Raw genomic sequence first — 18,787 nt, 5'->3', positions numbered from 1 at the left:
AATTAAATTTGTTTAATTAGTATTTATTTGTTTGGACTATTAAGTACTAACTATCAAGTTTAATAGAGTTTTCTGGAGTTAAATGAATGCCAACCCAACAAGCCCATCACAATTTACTGTCTGATCTAAAAAAAATAACAACAAACAAATCATTTGATCGTTTTTTTAAATATGTAAGTAAGAAGAACTACACCAAAGCTTTACTAATTCTTTGCCAGAAGTGTAAAAATGATGACAACACTCGTCTGCAATTAATTGCAACACTTTTAAATTATAAAGATAGGATACAAATACATCTTAATAAAAAAGACAAGTTGGGTAAAAGTCCAATCTTTTATGCTATAGAAAATCACAGTATTGGTTTATTTAATCTATTAAAAGATGCTGGAGTAGATGTTAATCAAAAGTTAGCTGGAAATTATACCTTACTTGATGCTCATCGTTATAATCTTGCGCAAAAAACCTTAAATAATCTCTTGCCAGATTTCGAACAACAACGGGCAAAAATTGAAAATTTATTTAGTAAGTTGCCTTCAAAAGATAGCTTTCAACGAGATAATGACAATGCTCAATATGACTTACAAAGGTTAGAATTCATTTTAGAGACAATAAACCATATTTTAAGTTATCACGATATAGCCGCAGGACACCGAATTCCAGTAACATTTATTGGCAATGAACTTGAAGAACGTGTTATTTTTGATCTTACTTTACAACAAGCACGAACTCATTTAGAAAGCATTTGTATAACAATCCGTAACTTATCCGGTTCATTTCGGGAACAATATAAAAAACTTTTTGGCCCTGCGCCTTTTACTTGGCATACCTTTGAATTGTTAGGCGGTTTAATACGAATTAAAAATGATAACTGTTATATTTTATTACCTATGCAGTTGCCTCTAGATGATCCCAACAAAGCCTATCCTGATACCTTCTTAAGGCTTTACGATGAATGTAGAGATTTAGAAGAAATCGTTGAGGATGCTGTCCCTTCTATTATTAGTGCTGATCTTCCAGTTTTACGGAACTTTTTTGAAAATATATTAACAAATCAATCCCAACTACAGAATATACCTATCACTCCTATATCATTAGTTGCTACTAAAGCCTTCACCAGTCATATAGGCGATACTTTAACTCTTCTTAATTTACTTAACTTGTTTAACTATTCAGAGCATGAAGAGTCTAAATTATATGAAAACAAACAATTGAGCAATAATAATGCACTTATAATTGATACAGGATTCACACATGACAAGCAATATCAACAGCGTTTTGATTTAACTAAAAAATCTGGTCAACATGCGGCCTTACGGCGCTTACAAGCAATAGGAGAATTATGTACTGGTAAAAAGCTTTCTAGAGAAGTGACCGATTTGGATGAAACTATCGATTGGGGCGCTTTTGTAACAGTAAGAGATGGCCTTTGTCATCCTGACGAAAGAGATAACAAACATAAAATCGATTTATTACTATCAGATATATCGCGCTTGGAAAAAATTGTTGGAAGTGAAGTTAGTAAGTTTTGGCTCACAATTCCTAAACTTCTTAAAACTCGTGAAATGGAAATTGGTAAGTATGAATATGACTCTCAAAAACGATGGTTACAAATTCTACAACGCTATACTACTAAAATAAATTCTTTAGCAAATGATGAGCCGAAAGAGGAATCGGAAGTAACGCAACGCACATCGGAAGCAGACGAAAAATTGTTTATAGATGCTCTTATTGAGAAAGCGGCACCACAGGAAATCATTGAAGAATGCCGCAATATCTTTGCTGGCAAAATTCCTATTCCAAATAAAAAAAGACAAGGAGAACTTTTTCGTTATCTGCCCCCTCGCGCAGAAAATAAAGAGCGCTATAAAAAGCTTGCGGCCATCTTCCCTAAAACAGATGCAATTCAAACAACAGAAGAAGAAAGGAATCGTAAGCGCAGAGAGTTAGAAGAACAAGCAAAACAAAGAGAATTAGAAAAAGAAAGTAAGTTTATTCATTTTCCTACCTTAAGAGAATTAGCGAAGCTCTTTAAACAAGATCCTGTAAGTGAGCATCAATTAAACCCGTTTAAACGAGTTTGCTTAGCCATTGAAGCCTTAAATAATATTGAAGAATTTCTTTACGAAGAAGGTTATTTAATTAAAGGGCTCTCTTATAAAACGCTGGATGAATGGGAGTACTATCATGAATTTCAAGGGCGTAAAACACTTGTTCATCAGCTTGAACTGAATCGACAGCTCAATGATGCTATTGAATATAATGCTGGGCACCTCTTACAGCATTTAGATCGAATTCAGCATTATGCAGAAGCCAGTTTTTGTAGGTACTTGAACGAAGATTATGAAGCTATTCGAAGCCTACGTAATTATATTGAACATGGTGATCCGCTGCTTGATCCTATTGGCTATGATGTTAAACGTTATGAGAAGGGCGAATTGCGTCAACGTACTATCTTAAAAACGGTCATTGAGTTAATTTATAACTTAAAGCCTGCTCTACATGCTATTAGAGAATCCATGGAACAAGTAGAAAGAAGATCAAATGATAAAGATGATAATAAAGTAGTGCTAGCCTCTAAAGACCAAGAGGAAAATAAAACGGTTGCTATCTATTCAGGCAATAATAACAATTATGCGCCGCAATTTTTTAATAAGGCAATTGCAGATATTCAAATTAATCATGGGCCTAATGCCAATATAACACGATCTGGACCTCAAAGCCCCGAAGGAAATCCTAAACAAACTGTTGATCAAAAGATACAAACTAGTAGTTCAATCTACTAAAGCTGCTTACATGGACGTATTAAATAAAATTAAGTATCTTTTAACTTCCAGCGCTTATGTAACCACATCCATTGCGCTGGATGTTTGAGAATAATACGCTCTAATGCTTGATTATAGCGTAAGGTATTATGATAAATTGCTTCTTGGGTATTAGTATATTCTTGCCACAAAATGGGCTCATGAAATTCAAGTACGTGGCGTCCATTAGGTAAACGATAACCTGCTGCCGGGACTACAGGTATGCCTGTATGACGAGCAAAGCTTGCTAAACTGCGATAAGTCCCCGCTTTCTTGCCAAAGAATTCTACCGCAATACCATCTCTGTTTTTTAAAGATGCATGTTGATCTAAAACAAAAACGACTGCATGATTCTTCTCTAAAGCATCGCAAACTTGTTGAAGCGAGTTTTTCTTGGGGATAACGTTTAAGCCAGCTTTGTAATAACGGCGAAAAAGTATTCGCTCTATTGTTTTATTACCTAAAGTACGTCTTATAAAATGAAATTGTCCTTGGAATTGTTTAAAATTGAGAACACCACCTAGCGGCGCAAATTCCCAATTACCGAAATGTCCTGTTAAAACGAGAACACCGCGCCCTTTAGCAACGATCTCTAACATGCGCTCATGGCCACGTACTTCAACGCGTGCCTTTAGAGTTTCCTCTCGCATAAACCGCAATAAAATGGTTTCTTTAATAGAAATAGCCAAATGAGAATAAAAAGCTCTGGCTAAATGTTTCTTTTGGGCTTCGTTTAGTCGATCACCGAAGACTTGATTAATATTGCTCATAATAACTGAACGACGATAAGGCAGAAATCTATAAATTAGGCGCCCTATTAATGAAACAGGTAATTTAGAAATTTTCTCAACCAAGTTAGCCATTCGATTTAATAACCAAACATGCATTCATACTTGCAAAACCTCGATTAATCATAACAGCAATCGAGCTTCGGTCTTGTAAGTAGCGGTGCTCTTTACTTATGTTTAAATCACTACAGCTTGCTGCTAGTTCGGAAAAATTAGCAATACCCGGTATACAGCGATTTTTTAATGAATATGTTGTTAAAACAGCGTCAATTAAGCCTGAAGCACATAAAGTATGCCCCATAGCCCATTTGAAAGCAGTCACAGGCACGTGGTATTCGTTAAACACTGACTTAATAGCTTCTGCTTCTGTATCATCTGATTTTGTATTGCCATTACCATGAGCTACAATCAAATCAATCTCTGCTGGGGTAAGGTTTAAGGATTCTAAAGTTTTCGAAAGTAACTCAGCTAAGGGACTACCTTTATCGGTTAGAGAAAACAAACCGGCTCCCTCTGTTGCTGCCATACCACCTAATACTTCAGCATAACAAAATGCATCGCGTGCTTGCACACTTGCTTGGCTTTCCAAAACAATAGCAGCAGCACCTTCAGCAAGCAGTGTACCATCATGCTCTTTATCAAAAGGTTTTAAATGCTTCTTACTAATAACACCTAATTTGTCATAATAAAACAGCGCTTGTGGTTCAACACCCATATCATATGCAACAACAATAGCTCGCTCAGCTTGTCCACTTTTAATAGCATGAAACGCTTCAAGTATAGCCTGAGTTCCGCCAACAGCATGATTTGTTATATTGTGGTTAGGACCTTTAAAATTATAAGTAATGCCTGTATAAGCTAGAACATTATTAGGTAAAATACGCAGTAACCACATAGGGTGTACTTCTTCAAATAAATGTTTGGCAAACTCAGCCATATTGCCATTTGTTTTAGCTAAAAGAGGTAAAAAATCATATTGTTGAAAATATTTATTACCAGGCGAGCCAACATAAATTGCTGTATTTTCGTTAAAAATATCTTGGTTTGGTAAATTTTCTCTATATGTTAAGAATTGACTATCTTCAACCGCCTTAATTGCCGCATAAATTCCCATCACATCCTGACGTGAAATAACTTTAATTAACTTTCGATCAGGTAACATGCGAGCGGGATTAAAATTTTTTAATTCACCACCTATTGAGCTAGGCCAAGAAGAAATATCCCAGTAGTTAATTTGCTCTAATCCACTCTGCCCTGCTAAAACAGCATCCCATGTCGATTCAGCCGTATCACCACAAGCAGTTAAAGCACTTAAACCTGTAATAAAAACACGATTGTTACATTCATTGCTCATTTAAGTCATCCTCTCAATTCAGGGTGCTTAAACAGCAAACAGCTATTTGAGCCGCCAAACCCAAATGAATTAGATAGTACAACACCTAACGATTTCTCGCGAGGTCCATCAGTGACATAATCTAGATCACATTCAGGATCAGGTGTTGTTAAATTACGAGTGGGAAGAATTTGTTGATGTTCAATAGATAAGACTGACAAAACTGCTTCTAAAGCGCCTGCTGCAGCAATCAAATGGCCAGTTTGGCTTTTGGTCGAACTTACAGGTAACCCATAGGCATGTTCACCAAAAACAGCTTTAATTGCATTCGTTTCACTTAAGTCATTCATTTTAGTAGAGGTGCCATGAGCATTAATGTAATCAACTTCAGTTGCATCTATTCCTGCATCATATAAGGCTCGCTCAATTGCTTGAATAGCGCCATCACCATTGGGGTGAGAGTCAGTAATACGATAAGAGCTTAATGAATTACCTTCCCCAGCTAATTCAGCATATATTTTTGCACCGCGTGCTTTAGCTTTTCCCCATTCTTCTAAAATTAAGAAAGCAGCGCCTTCTCCTAACACAAAACCATTACGGGTTTTATCAAAAGGCCGGCTTGCTGATTCAGGCGTACTATTATAAGTAGATAAAGCACCTAATAAACAAAAACTAGATAGGCCTAGGGGATTAATCATTGAATCAAAACCACCAGCTAATATAAAATCTGCTTCTCCACGTTGAATTACTTGCATTGCCAATCCTAAAGCTTGTCCACCCGATGCACAAGCCGTATGCACTGAACCAGCATAACCACGAATATTAAATTGTTGGATAAGTAACGATAAACCTGAATTTGACGTTGTCTTACCAAAATCAGTTAATTGGTAAAATTCATCTGCCTGTTGTTGTAATAATTTCCAATCAATGTCGCCATCTAAGGCACAAGTTTGTTGAAATCGATGCAAATAATTAAATTCAGCAGTCATCATTCCGCTACCGGTAACAACGCCCCAGCGTTCAGCATCAGCCATAGTAGGTTTAATACCCGCATCAATAAAGGCTTGTTCTGCTGCTTCGAGGGCAAAATGTGTAAAATGCATAGCAAAACGATTATGTTTACTTTTTTGATAGGTAGGTTGGAAAGGCTTTACCTCAGCGGCAATATAAGTAGGAAAAGCTGACGCGTCAAATTGCTGTATTGGTGCAATGCCTGATTGACCTGCTAATAAATTTTGCCATGTAGAGTCAATATTATGCCCTAAAGGTGAAACAACACCTAAGCCCGTTACTGCAACTCTTCGTTTATTCATTTAAATATCCTTTGCAGTCATAACGACATCTAAAATACATACTCTCTTACTGTCAACTTCACTACGAAACCGTAAGATCAACTCCTGCTCATTTTGCTGCACAAAAGACACATAACAATACAATACATCGCCCGGATAGACAAACTCATTCATTTTAATCTTACGTAATTCTGAAACCTGGTAACGATCTATTAACTCTGCTTTTTGTAAAAATAAATGTGCTAAATTTAATTTACATTCTAATAATATTGTCATAGGTAAAACAGGTTTATTAGGAAAATGATCTGGAAAATAAGGAGCACTACGGCTAATTCGTTTGACTGCTGTCATTGATTCACCGGGTTTACAGTCAATAATTTTATCAAAAGATATTTCAAATGGATTTAGTATTCCTAAATTAGCAATAGCATCGCCATCTATAGCAAATAATTCTTGATAGCGAGACCAGTCGCCTGGGCGATAAATTTCATTAAACTGGCGACGTATTTCTTCCTGACTAATAAAATTTTCCATAGGTAATAAAGGCCCCAAAGCACCATCTACTTCAAAGACGACTTCATTACCAATACGGGCAACACTATGATATTGGACAGCCTGATCATCTAAGGAATCAATAGTTGATTCTAATAGGAGTGTCTCACCAATATAAGCTTGTCGGTACAAATGAGCTGAAGCAACAATTCCTGCTACCGGGCGCTTAGTAAAGTTATTAGTATACATAACATTCCACGCCGCAAGCTGGCCTAAAGTTTCACCAATTAAAGAAGAGGCAAAATAGCATTGCCCCTCTTCATTTTTATAGATATAACCATCATCAGGCGTGATATGTTTAATGCCCCGAATCATGGTACCTGGCACGAGTTCTAGAATTTGATCAACAAATAAAAAACGCATCAGGCAACAGTTTCGCAAGATTTATTAGTATTGACAGCATTAATGACGAGCTTACAAAACGTTTCGACTGTAAAAAGCATTGGAATTTCGTTTACTTTTAAATTCGGTTTAAAGTAAGCTGCAGGAACTTCAGTTAAATAATCCTTTAATGCTTGCATTCCTTGCTCAGTTAACACACCACCTTTTTCAAATTCATCTTCAGCAAGTGCACCACGCGCATTTTTTTCTAATTGTCCACGGGGAATTTTAATACCAAATTCTTTTTCTAATTGAAAAACTAAATCCAGGAAGTCAATTGATTCAGCACCTAAATCAGTGATAAGCCGGCTGTCCAATTTTATTTCATCTTCATCAATAACAAGAACATCAGCGATAATTTCCCTTACCTTTGGGTAAACGCTTTCTACATTCATTTTATATCCTCGAATTCTGCTAAATGGTAAATTTAAGGAGTATATCACAAAGTTTTAATGCCGAGCTATGCGTTATATATAAGGATTTTTTCCTATTTTTAACCTTCATCATTACCAAGCAAAACAACTACCCCACTTGGCTATAGCCAGCATCAACGACTAAGGTGTGTGCATTAATCATTTGAGCTTCCGGTAAGCATAAAAGGTAGATCGTATTAGCCACATCTTCTGGATTTAAAGGCCGAGAAGCCAATGAGCGAGATTGCGATTCATCAAGCAATTGCTCACGATTAGGAAAATATTTCAGTGCATCAGTATCAACTACGCCAGCAGAAACAGTATTAACACGAATATCAAACGCTGCCAACTCAAGACTAAGCGAGCGAACTAATGCTTCTAATGCTGCTTTTGATGCGCCGATGAAAGCATAATTAGGAATAGCCCGATGCGCACCCAAACTAGACAGAGCAATTACAGCGCTACCTTTAGGCATTAAATCCTTTCCTTCTTGTACTAAATGATTTAAAGCCAGTGCATTCGTTTCTAGACACCAACGCCAATGCTTTGTCGACATTTTTAAAGCTGATTTAAGCACACCACTTGCAGCATTACTAATTAAAAAATGAAGTTCATTAAAAGACTTGCGAAACTCTACAAACATTTCTTTAATTGATTGATGATCTGCCACATCCGCTTGTATAGCAATTGCTTTGCGCCCAAGCGCTTGAATTTCCCTTACTAATTGTTGTGCTTCATCAGAGCTACTGTAATAAACGATAGCAATATCGCTACCTGCTTTAGCTAACTTTAATGCAGTAGCACGACCGATACCTCGAGCACCGCCGGTAATTAATGCAACTTTATTATTAAAAATGAGACTCATATTATCGTCCAAATCTAAATGTAGGGCTAAAGCTAACGTCAATATTAGTAACTGTCAAATGTTAAGTTATTTTCATCATTGCGCAAAAGTACATCCTACCCTTAGTTAGGCCTATTGCTACAACCTTTGTCTCGTATTCGTGCTATATTTAGACAAATGATTAATCAAATTGAATTCTTGAATATTTAATATCAAACAGGATGTTTAATGCAAAAAATAATATAGAAAGGAGGGCCATATAATGGATGTTAAAATATTACAATTCTACCCTCTAACTGGTTGTAATATAAATAAATCTTTAAGCCTAGATTCCACAAGAGCTTTTATTTTAATCTTTTTCTGGCACTACTTTAAGGAAAATTTTCTTATAAAAAGGTGCAGCAATGAGTAAGCAATTAATTGAATTTCGAATAATTATAATTGATGATAATCCAGCAATTCATCAAGATTTTATAAAGGTCCTAGCCACTTCAAGTAATAAAACCAAGTTGACTGAATTAGATAAAGAATTATTTGGGAATACTTCTACAAATAAAGCACAACAAAATCCCTTACCCGTATTCGAAATAGAAACAGCAGAGCAAGGTCAAGAAGGGGTAGAAAAGATAAAGTTAGCCATTCAAGAAGGCAAGCCATTTGCCCTAGCTTTTGTTGATATCCGTATGCCGCCAGGCTGGGACGGTTTAGAAACCATTAAACATATTTGGGCAATAGATCCTAATGTTCAAGTAGTTATTTGTACTGCCTACTCAGATTATTCTTGGGAAGAAACAGTACAACAGTTAGGTTTATCAGATAACCTTTTGATCTTAAAAAAACCGTTTGATACAGTTGCTGTTCGACAGCTTGCTAGTGCACTTACTAGAAAATGGCTTTTGACTAAAGAAGTTAACTTGCATACAGAATCCTTACGTCAAATTGTCGCAGAGCGTACTCAATCTCTTAACCAATCAGTATCCTTATTAAGGGCGACAATAGATTCTAGTACTGACGGCATTTTAGTAACCGATCTTACTAAAAAGGTAGTAGATTATAATCAGCAGTTTGTTCATATGTGGAATATCTCGGAACCTGTCTTACACACTAGAAATTTTGTATTAATTTTAGAATCTATTTTAGAACAACTGCTTTACCCAGAAGATTTTGCTAATCAAGTACATTCCTTAGAAGAAAATATAAGCGAAAGTAACCTGCAAATAATTGAAGGAAAAAATAATAAAGCATTCGAATATTATTCGCAACCACATTGCATTGATACAACAATAGTAGGACGAATTTATAGTTTTAGAGATATTACTGAAAAAGCCTCTTTAGAGAAAAAACTACAATTCCAAGCAACGCATGATCCGTTAACGGGATTACCTAATAGAACGCTTATGCATGAAAAACTTATTAATACTATAAGATTTTGTGCACAGCAAGACAGTCACTGTGCTGTGTTATTTATAGATCTCGATCGGTTCAAATTAGTTAATGATAGTTGGGGACATCACTTAGGCGACAAATTACTAAAAGCAGTTGCAAAACGATTAGCTCCTTTAATCCGCTCTCAAGATACGTTAGCTCGGCTTGGCGGCGATGAGTTTGTCATCATTTTAACAGGTTTAGAACATGGGAAAGGAGCAGCTAATGTTGCTCAAAAAATTATAATGGCACTAAATAAACCATTATCCGTAGGCAATCAAGAAATAATTATGCCCCCTAGTATAGGCATCAGCGTTTATCCCTATCATGGTAAAACAGCCAATACACTGCTTAAAAATGCTGATGTCGCTATGTATCAAGCGAAGCAAAAAGGAGGAAATCAATTTAAATTTTATACTCGCAAAGCTAATCCATATTTAAGTAAACAGTTACAAAGGGAAGCAGAACTTAGAGCCGCTATTAAAAACCATGAATTTTTCATGCTTTATCAACCACAATTTAACGTGCAAAATCAAGATCTGTTAGCTGTTGAGGCACTTGTGCGCTGGCAACATCCTAAAAGAGGCCTATTATTACCGAATGAATTTATTCCCTTAGCTGAAGAATCTGGACTAATTATTCCTCTCGGAGATTTAATCATTAATGAAGTCTGCCAACAAATGAATACTTGGCATTCACAAGGTTTACCTTGGATTAGAGTGGCTATAAATATTGGATCACAACAACTACAACAACGAAATTTTGCTAAACGTTTAGCAGCAGTTTTACAAAAATATAAAATTGAATCGCAATATTTAGAACTTGAAATCATCGAAAACGTTATTATTGTCAATCCAGAAGTACAAAGTATGCTGCAAGAATTAAAAAATCTTGGTGTTAAAATTGTTCTTGACGATTTTGGTACAGGGAACTCAAGCTTAAACTATTTAAAGCGAATACAATTCGATCGCTTAAAAATTGATCAGTCATTTATAAAAAATATTAGTAAATCACGAAGTGATGAAGTTATTATTCAAGCCATTATTGCTATGGCGCAAAGCTTAAATTTTAAGGTGGTAGCAGAAGGCGTGGAAAATCAAAAACAGATTAACTTTCTTAAAGAGCGTTATTGCGATGAGGTTCAAGGATTTTTATTAAGTGAACCATTAACAGCTAATGCTGTTGAGGTGCTTCTAAAAAAACATGTTTGATTGTTTTAACGGAAAAACAACTTGTACATACCAGCTCAACTTTGTACTATTTCACGTTCAACGTAGTTATTTAAATTTACATGAAATATTCTTGGTCAAAAAGCGCTTTTCCAATTGCAGCTATTTTCTCGTTTCGCATGCTGGGCCTGTTTATGCTAATCCCCGTGTTTACAGTCCTTGCTAACCAATTGAATCATGCCACACCTACTTTAATTGGTATTGCCCTCGGCAGTTATGGCTTAAGCCAAGGGTTATTACAAATGCCTTTTGGTATTTTATCTGATTACTATGGTAGAAAAAAAATAATAGCTATTGGCTTAATTTTATTTGCTATTGGTAGTCTAGTAGGCGCCTTAACTCACTCTATTTATGGGATGATTATTGCCCGTATCTTACAGGGTATGGGCGCAATTGGTAGTGTGTTAATTGCTTTACTTGCTGATTTAACCGTGGATGAGGAACGAACGCGTGCAATGGCTGTTATAGGGATGACTATCGGTATTTCCTTTAGTCTAGCGATGGTACTTAGTCCTGCAATTGCCCACTATTATGGCCTATCCGGTATTTTTTATCTAACCACCTTATTAGCACTTCTTGGTTTAGTAATGCTTTACGGCGTAATTCCTAATCCGCAAACACAACGTTTTCATACAGATAGTGAAGCTAAAGTATCACTATTAAAAATGACGCTTATTGATAGAAACTTACAACGTTTAGATCTTGGTATTTTCTTGCAACATTTTATTTTAACGGCTACGTTCTTTGCTATACCTCTATTATTACAGCAACAGTTAAAGCTAGGCCACTTAACTCATCAGTGGCACTTTTATTTACCCTTAATGGTTCTTTCTTTTGTACTTATGGTACCGCTTATTTTTCTGGCTGAAAAAAAGCAATTTATGAAGCCTATTTTTTTAACTGCTGTAATAGCCACTGCAATTGCCCAGTTTATTCTTATATTTTCACACAGTGAGTGGCTCTCTTTTTGCTTTGTTATGCTCCTTTATTTCACTGCTTTTAATATTCTTGAAGCAAGCCTACCTTCGTTAATATCTAAACAAGCGAGTGCAAATAATAAAGGAACTGCTATGGGTGTCTATTCCAGCTGTCAGTTTTTGGGTATTTTTATTGGCGGTTTTAGCGCCGGTGTTTTATATCAATATCTAGGTATTCACGCTATTTTTATTACAAATGCTTTACTAGGATTAATGTGGTTTATTATTGCCTTGCCGATGACTATTCATGCGCATCGAATTAATATCATTCTCGCTAAACCTAATATGAATAAACATGTGGAAGAGAAATTAATTAATACATTACAATCTTTACCAGGTGTTATTAATGTTACTATTGCAAGCGAAGAAAATACGATTTATCTAAGCGCTAATAAAGCAATTTATAAAGCCGGCAGTGCTGAAAAAATACTAACACATTATCAATAAATGACTATAATTTAAATAGCTTATTCATTTATTTATCATCTAAATTTTAGAGCAGATTATTCTTTATAAACCTTCGAAAATCAGCTTACATTGGCTATAATGTTTGCTCTAACTATCTCGCAAGCAGGAGAATTTAATGGCTCGTGGAATTAATAAGGTCATCTTAATAGGTAACGTTGGGAGTGATCCCGAAGTCCGTTACATGCCTAATGGTAATGCTGTTGCTACTTTATCGATAGCTACCAGTGAAACTTGGAAGGATAAACAAAGTGGTGATAAGCAAGAGCGAACTGAGTGGCACCGTGTTGTTTGCTTTAATCGTTTAGGAGAAATTGCTGGCGAATATGTACGTAAAGGATCCAAATTATATATTGAAGGTAGCCTTCGTACTCGCAAATGGCAAGATCAACAAGGACAAGACCGCTATACAACTGAAATAGTTGCTACAGATGTACAAATGCTTGATAGCAAGGTAGGTGGCGCAGCTGGGTTTGATGATACACAATCAGCTCCTCCGCAGCAGCAGCAACCCTCTTACCAATCACAGTCAACTAATCGTAAAAATCCAGCAGAAGACGCTTTTGCAGAATTAGATGATGATATTCCATTTTAAATTAACGTTTAACATAACGTCATTAGCAAACTACAGACGTTATTTTAGGCTTGCTTAATTTGAGAATATATTTATTAGAAGGCTTAGGTCGGCCGCTGGACAACAATTTTGTCGCTTTAAATTTCCCATGCCGAATTAAATATTGGCTCGACCTACCTCCTTATAAGTATAGGCAAAAATTTTTTCATTACTAAATCTTACTAAATTTATAAGGTCATTAGGCTACTCAAACTAACATCTAGTTTCTTGGTTAATCTAACCTTTCAGTGAAATAATTTATTTCTAGCAAATATTATGGCTTTGGACATGAAAATATTGTTAAACATATCTTAAGCAGAATTAACTTATAAAGTTTGTTACACTAAATTATATAATTTAAATAATGATTGTTCTTATGCGAGCGAAAAAGTCAGAAGCGTTCTCTATCTATCAATTATTATTGAAAAACAAGCTAATTCATTTACATGAAACATTATTCTTTGAGTATTTAGCTAAAAATAATAAAACTTACAGATTTGAAGCCAAAGTAACGACTAAAGGGTTATTAGTAGGGACAGCCTATTTAAATCCGAGCTTCGCTGCTATTCAATACTTACTTACCATAGGTGATGCTCGTCCTATAAATGGTTGGGTAGTCTGGCACAATAAAGAGGGTAAATCACTCTCTGACCTATATAAACAGGCCCTTAATATTTCTCAATCCCATTCTAATCTTACAAAGAAGACCGCTTTTTTTAATCGTAATGTTTACCACGAATACCCTATGATACGCGATACAGTATTTTTTTTAGGCGCTGGAGCGTCTATTGCTGATGGAGCGCCACTACAAAAAAATATTATTCCTCTCTTATTTAACTTTAGAAATGATCATTACGAAAAATCTAACCTCTATAAAATTGTCACTGACTTTATTAAAACTTACTTTATCTGTGATTTAAATAAAGATTCCTTTCCAAATTTAGAACAAATTTTTGGCTTCATTGAGTATTTTATTATGCGGGGCGAAAGTTTAAGTGGTTTATATACGTTAGAACATATAGTCTACTTAAGAGAAAGTTTAATTAAATTAATCTATTATATTATTGGAGCAAGCGCCCGAAAAAAAAGTATCGTTTTAAAAGAATTTTGGAAACAGATTTATATGTTTCAACAAAACATATCTATTATAACAGTTAACTATGATACCTTAGCTGAAGATGCATTTCCCGTTTTATACCCGCTTAATTGTTATTTAGATTATTGCTACCCTTTAGCAAATTATAATTTCGAATACCTTCATCCCTCTGACTGGTGGGTAAATCCACAAAAGCCCATTCTATCAACCTCAGCAAACTACCCTTTAAGAATAAAATATATTAAATTACATGGTAGCTTAAATTGGAAATATTGTAATTGTTGTAATCAATTAATATTAAGAGCGTGGGAAAAAGAGAATGAGTTTGCAAGTAGCCCTAGTACGACGGATTTGTTAGAGGAAACAAATACAAATTTTTGTTCACTAGATGGAAATGAATTGAAAAGTTTAATTATTCCACCTTCCTATAATAAAAATCTTATGCACCCTATTATTAGTCAAATGCTAAATGAAGCTAGCTCTGAGATTCGACTAGCGAAAAAGATAGTTTTTATTGGCTACTCTCTTCCTGAATCTGATGTTCATATTAAAGCAGTATTATCTAAATCTGATATAGCAAAAAAAGAGATTATTGTTATTAATCCGATAAAAAATTTGGAATTACAAAGGCGTTTTCTTGAACTATCATCTAACTGTAAATTTATTACTAAGCCATTTAATCAGATTATTAATGATGGGGATCTAAAACAACTTTTAGGTGTCGCTTAATTCTAAAATGTTTAGCTGCTTGTGTTTATTTTTAAGAAAGGTTATTAATATTTTGTAATCATCGAAAGTATCTGCTAATTGTTTCTTGCTCATTTTCAAATTAGCTAGTTCTGCTTCGCTGCTTACTGAGCCTAGATAATGCCATTGATCAAAAACTAAATATTGCGTCATTTTATTGCCTTTATCTTCCTCTTTAATAGCGATACTGCCCCTATAGGGCCAAATTTCTCGTTTATATTGCTTTAACACTTCTTCAACACGCCTGTTATAAACTTCATAAGGCTCCTCATGTATGCAAGCGCCTTGGCACTTTTTTAACTGGTAAGCAAAACAAGCATGTTTTGTTTGTTCAAGATTACAAAGCTTAGAGCAAAGCCCAAACTCCTTCACCCAATATAGCATCAAATTTTTAGCTGCATTTATACTTCTAAAAGCACCATATAAATTATTTTGTAACATTGTATCTTCATCTTCGACTGTGGTTCGTAAAGCCGTTAATGTTATGTAACCATCTATTTCGGTAGCTCGAATAGTAACTAGGCTTTTCTTTTTTCGTAAGCGTCGATTATATAATGGCATTTTCTCTTTAATCAGCGCTGACTCCAAAAGTAAAGCACTTAACTCGCCTGCTGTAGGAATAATTTCGATATATTTAACTTGTTGTGCTAAAACAAACTCTTTTGCGTGAGCATGATCGGCTTGAAAATGAGATAATATTCTTTGTCTAAGTGCAATACTTTTACCTATATATAAGGGTAAAGTTCTCTCATTTCCATAAAATATATAAACGCCTGGTGTGTCCGGAAAGGCATTGCAATCAGTTATTAAAGTTGAAGGAATACTCGATTGCTGATAAACCTTTTTTGCTTTGTTCAATACCTCTATTAAAGAAAACTCTTGAATCAAATGCTCAATTACTTTTCGTAATAAATTAACATCCTCTTGTGCTCGGTGAATAATCTCTCTAGCAAGGCAAAAAGCTTCTGCTACTGCGATTAGTTTGTAACTCTTAAAAGCAGGATAGAAATTTTTTAATAATTTTATTGAACATAAAACAGGAATTTGAAAAGAGATATTACATTCTTTAAAAGCATTTTTCAAAAAACTATAATCAAAGCGAGCGTTATGCGCTACTAAAATACAACCTTGCAAAAGTATTATTAGTTCCTCGGCAATTAATTCAAAAGTTGGAGCATATTGTACTAAATTATTATCTATTCCAGTTAACTTAATAATTTGCTCAGGAATAGATCGCTCAGGATTAATTAAACTATGCCAAGTTGCTTCTACACCTTTTTCAGTTAAAATGATTACCGCTATTTCAATAATTTTATCTTGCTTAACATGTAAGCCTGTTGTTTCAATATCAATTAAGGCCCATTTAAAGCTTGCTGACATATTAATTTCACTTACAGGTAAAGGCAAATAGATAAGCAAGAAGTATAATTTTTTTAATAAAAAAAAGCACGTCTTTAAATGAGCTTAAAAATAACTTTATCGTTCGCAAAACGTCATTTAAGATTATTTTAATAATTTTACTTTATAATAGGTAACTAATTCACCACCTTGCATAATTTATGTTCAATTTTTTTTATCCAAATGATAGAGTAGCGAACCTAGACCTTCGTGCTTTTAAGAAATGTCAATGGCAAGAGAAACTACTATCAATCACAAATCAAGAAGTAGTTAAATTTCCAGAATACAAGATTTTAAATGGTTCTAATGCAGCAACCCATAATGAGTTTACTTGCTGTGTCTTTATTCTCTTTTCAAGGTCTAACCCTATCTATTTTTTGGGTCATTTTAATAGCGTGAATTATGGGGAATCAAGAAATCTATTTCATAATGACTTTCAGGAAATACTAACACACATAAGTGCAAATAGGCTGTCCTTAGATTCTTATGAAGCTATCTTAATTGGGGGTGATAAAAGCCTTTTCGAGGCTATATCAAATTATTTATCAAGCTTGAATATAAAAATTACTGCTAGTTATTTCGATAATTATCACGCTCATGCCAGTGTATTAGATGATGCGTTGTTGGCAAAACATGTTATTTTTGATTACAACAATTATCGAGCTTATATATATTCTGCAGAATTTCCTAATCAAGTTCTACCTTTAAGTAATTCTCATGTTACCTTTGAAAGAGATTTTTCATTTCAAAAAGGTATGTTAATTACATTAATGAATGAGGCACTGAGTAATTTATTTGAAGAAAGTAGTGATGATAATAGTCTTGCAACGGGAATGAGTTAGAAAATTGAGTTTACCTATAAAGGTATAGAAATCTCAAGCGTTTAACAGCCTCAGCTGGAATCATAAATTCTCTAATTTCACTTATAAAATGTATGATAAAAATGCAGTTAAATAAAAAAATAAAAGCCCTATATTGTGGGCTTTTATTATGAAAGCTTTTGTCCATTTAAAAGTATCTGAACGTTATTCGTTATTGTCCTCATCAGTGGTAACAGGACGATCAACAAGTTCAACGACAGCCATTGGTGCATTATCACCAGGGCGGAATCCACACTTTAAAATACGCAAATAGCCGCCTGGTCTTTCAGAAAAACGAGGACCAAGGACGGTAAATAATTTACCAACCGCACTTTTAGAGCGTAATTTATCAAAAACATGTCTTCTAGAGGCAACTGAATCTTTTTTACTAACAGTAATTAAGGGCTCTAAATAACGACGTAGTTCTTTTGCTTTGGGAAGCGTAGTTTTAATTAATTCATGTTCAATTAAAGAGCAGCACATATTTGAAAACATCGCTTTACGATGGCTACTAGTTCGGCTAAAATTTCGGCCGGCATTACGGTGACGCATCTTAAACTCCTAATATTAATCGCCTAGATTAGCTGGAGGCCAATTTTCAAGTTTCATACCTAAAGACAATGAGCGAGAAGCAAGCACGTCTTTAATTTCTGTAAGTGACTTCTTACCTAAATTAGGCGTCTTTAACAATTCATTTTCAGTTTTTTGTACTAAATCACCAATATAATAGATATTTTCGGCTTTTAGACAGTTAGCTGAACGAACTGTAAGCTCTAAATCATCAACTGGTCTTAATAAAATTGGGTCAAAATCATTACGCTCTTTGTTATCAGTACGAGACTCTTCAAATTGCATATCAACAAAAGCATGTAGCTGTCGTTGTAGAATAGAGGCAGAAATCCTAATAGCTTCTTCAGGATCTAAAGTGCCATTAGTGAATAAATCAATAGTTAATTTATCTAAATCAGTTCGATTTTCAACACGCGCACTATCAACAAAATAAGCAACTTTGACCACAGGTGAAAAGCTATTATCAAGTTTAAGCTTACCAACAGATTTCTGGGTAGTTTCTTCTTCAAAAATAGAACTAGCATAATCAGTTGTGTGAAAACCAATTCCACGTTCTACTTTCATTGTCATATTAAGTTTGCCATTTTCGTTTAATGTGGCAATCACATGATCAGGATTAACAATTTCTTGATCAGCTGATAACTCAATATCACCGGCAGTAACAACACAAGGACCAACTTTATTTAAAGTAAGAGTTGCTTCACGGCCAGCAGCAATTTTAATTGCAACTTGTTTTAAATTTAAGAGTATGTCAACTACATCCTCACGAACGCCCTCTATTGTACTATACTCATGCAAGACACCATCAATTGCTACTTCAGTAATTGCCCAGCCTGGCATTGATGATAGAAGAATTCTTCGTAATGCATTTCCTAAAGTATGACCATATCCACGCTCTAAAGGTTCAAGTACAATACGAGAATGATGTTTAGTGTTCGCCTGTACTTTAAGTACAGTAGGTGTCAGCATTTCATTAATTTCATACATTAGACAATGTCTCCAG

At 34.8% G+C, this 18,787-nt stretch carries 15 protein-coding genes; 6 read left to right on the top strand and 9 right to left on the bottom strand.

All coding sequences use genetic code 11. From position 1 onward, the window contains the following. The first annotated feature begins 86 nt into the window (after nucleotides 1–86). A complete protein-coding gene (locus tag E1P04_RS14170; RefSeq protein WP_131783556.1) occupies nucleotides 87–2,783 on the top strand; it encodes an ankyrin repeat domain-containing protein in 2,697 nt (898 codons plus the stop codon). Between the two features lie 29 nt (nucleotides 2,784–2,812). On the opposite strand, the gene E1P04_RS14165 is transcribed toward E1P04_RS14170, so the two are convergent. The 6 genes from E1P04_RS14165 to fabL form a co-directional block, all read right to left on the bottom strand. Next, complete coding sequence (locus tag E1P04_RS14165; RefSeq protein ID WP_131783555.1) at nucleotides 2,813–3,664, bottom strand: lysophospholipid acyltransferase family protein; 852 nt, start codon at nucleotides 3,662–3,664, stop codon at nucleotides 2,813–2,815. Beyond that, nucleotides 3,657–4,943 (bottom strand): beta-ketoacyl-[acyl-carrier-protein] synthase family protein, encoded by a 1,287-nt coding sequence (locus E1P04_RS14160; RefSeq protein WP_131783554.1) that lies wholly within the window; start codon nucleotides 4,941–4,943, stop codon nucleotides 3,657–3,659. The genes E1P04_RS14165 and E1P04_RS14160 overlap by 8 nt, the downstream gene beginning before the upstream one ends. Nucleotides 4,944–4,948: 5 nt before the next feature. Next, nucleotides 4,949–6,235, bottom strand: a complete 1,287-nt coding sequence (locus E1P04_RS14155) for a beta-ketoacyl-[acyl-carrier-protein] synthase family protein (RefSeq protein WP_131783553.1) — start codon at nucleotides 6,233–6,235, stop codon at nucleotides 4,949–4,951. Next, nucleotides 6,236–7,129 (bottom strand): ApeI family dehydratase, encoded by an 894-nt coding sequence (locus tag E1P04_RS14150; RefSeq protein WP_131783552.1) that lies wholly within the window; start codon nucleotides 7,127–7,129, stop codon nucleotides 6,236–6,238. After that, nucleotides 7,129–7,542 (bottom strand): acyl carrier protein, encoded by a 414-nt coding sequence (locus E1P04_RS14145; protein WP_131783551.1) that lies wholly within the window; start codon nucleotides 7,540–7,542, stop codon nucleotides 7,129–7,131. Before E1P04_RS14145 ends, E1P04_RS14150 begins: the two co-directional genes overlap by 1 nt. A gap of 127 nt (nucleotides 7,543–7,669) precedes the next feature. Continuing rightward, nucleotides 7,670–8,425 carry an enoyl-[acyl-carrier-protein] reductase FabL gene (fabL, locus tag E1P04_RS14140; protein ID WP_131783550.1) on the bottom strand — a complete coding sequence of 252 codons (756 nt, stop codon included), beginning with the start codon at nucleotides 8,423–8,425 and terminating at the stop codon, nucleotides 7,670–7,672. Between the two features lie 383 nt (nucleotides 8,426–8,808). Between fabL and E1P04_RS14135 the strand changes: the two genes are divergently transcribed. The 4 genes from E1P04_RS14135 to E1P04_RS14120 all read left to right on the top strand — a co-directional run bounded on the left by E1P04_RS14135 (nucleotide 8,809) and on the right by E1P04_RS14120 (nucleotide 14,938). Next, on the top strand, nucleotides 8,809–11,040 hold the full coding sequence (locus E1P04_RS14135; RefSeq protein ID WP_131783549.1) for an EAL domain-containing protein: 2,232 nt from the start codon (nucleotides 8,809–8,811) through the stop codon (nucleotides 11,038–11,040). Between the two features lie 80 nt (nucleotides 11,041–11,120). Then, nucleotides 11,121–12,482, top strand: coding sequence for an MFS transporter (locus E1P04_RS14130; RefSeq protein WP_131783548.1), 1,362 nt, complete (start codon nucleotides 11,121–11,123; stop codon nucleotides 12,480–12,482). 136 nt (nucleotides 12,483–12,618) lie between these two features. Beyond that, nucleotides 12,619–13,095, top strand: coding sequence for a single-stranded DNA-binding protein (ssb, locus tag E1P04_RS14125; RefSeq protein WP_131783547.1), 477 nt, complete (start codon nucleotides 12,619–12,621; stop codon nucleotides 13,093–13,095). Nucleotides 13,096–13,489: 394 nt separating this feature from the next. Beyond that, nucleotides 13,490–14,938, top strand: coding sequence for an SIR2 family protein (locus tag E1P04_RS14120; RefSeq protein WP_165482795.1), 1,449 nt, complete (start codon nucleotides 13,490–13,492; stop codon nucleotides 14,936–14,938). Here E1P04_RS14120 and E1P04_RS14115 read toward each other — a convergent pair. Next, nucleotides 14,924–16,336, bottom strand: coding sequence for a 3'-5' exonuclease family protein (locus tag E1P04_RS14115; protein WP_131783545.1), 1,413 nt, complete (start codon nucleotides 16,334–16,336; stop codon nucleotides 14,924–14,926). The two genes, E1P04_RS14120 and E1P04_RS14115, sit on opposite strands and share 15 nt — an antisense overlap. A 179-nt stretch (nucleotides 16,337–16,515) precedes the next feature. Here E1P04_RS14115 and E1P04_RS14110 point away from each other — a divergent pair, with 179 nt between their 5' ends. Continuing rightward, complete coding sequence (locus E1P04_RS14110) at nucleotides 16,516–17,196, top strand: hypothetical protein (RefSeq protein ID WP_131783544.1); 681 nt, start codon at nucleotides 16,516–16,518, stop codon at nucleotides 17,194–17,196. 183 nt (nucleotides 17,197–17,379) lie between these two features. Here the strand turns inward: E1P04_RS14110 and rplQ are convergent, their stop codons facing one another. Further along, entirely contained in the window at nucleotides 17,380–17,766 is a 387-nt protein-coding gene (gene rplQ, locus E1P04_RS14105; RefSeq protein ID WP_131783543.1) for a 50S ribosomal protein L17, read from the bottom strand. Between the two features lie 15 nt (nucleotides 17,767–17,781). Next, complete coding sequence (locus E1P04_RS14100) at nucleotides 17,782–18,771, bottom strand: DNA-directed RNA polymerase subunit alpha (RefSeq protein ID WP_131783542.1); 990 nt, start codon at nucleotides 18,769–18,771, stop codon at nucleotides 17,782–17,784. Between the last annotated feature and the right edge of the window lie 16 nt (nucleotides 18,772–18,787).

Source organism: Legionella gresilensis (genome assembly GCF_900639865.1).
GTDB classification, from domain to species: Bacteria; Pseudomonadota; Gammaproteobacteria; order Legionellales; family Legionellaceae; genus Legionella_C; species Legionella_C gresilensis.
Note: the sequence above shows the minus strand (reverse complement) of the source record. Positions and strands in the feature narration are given on the sequence as shown.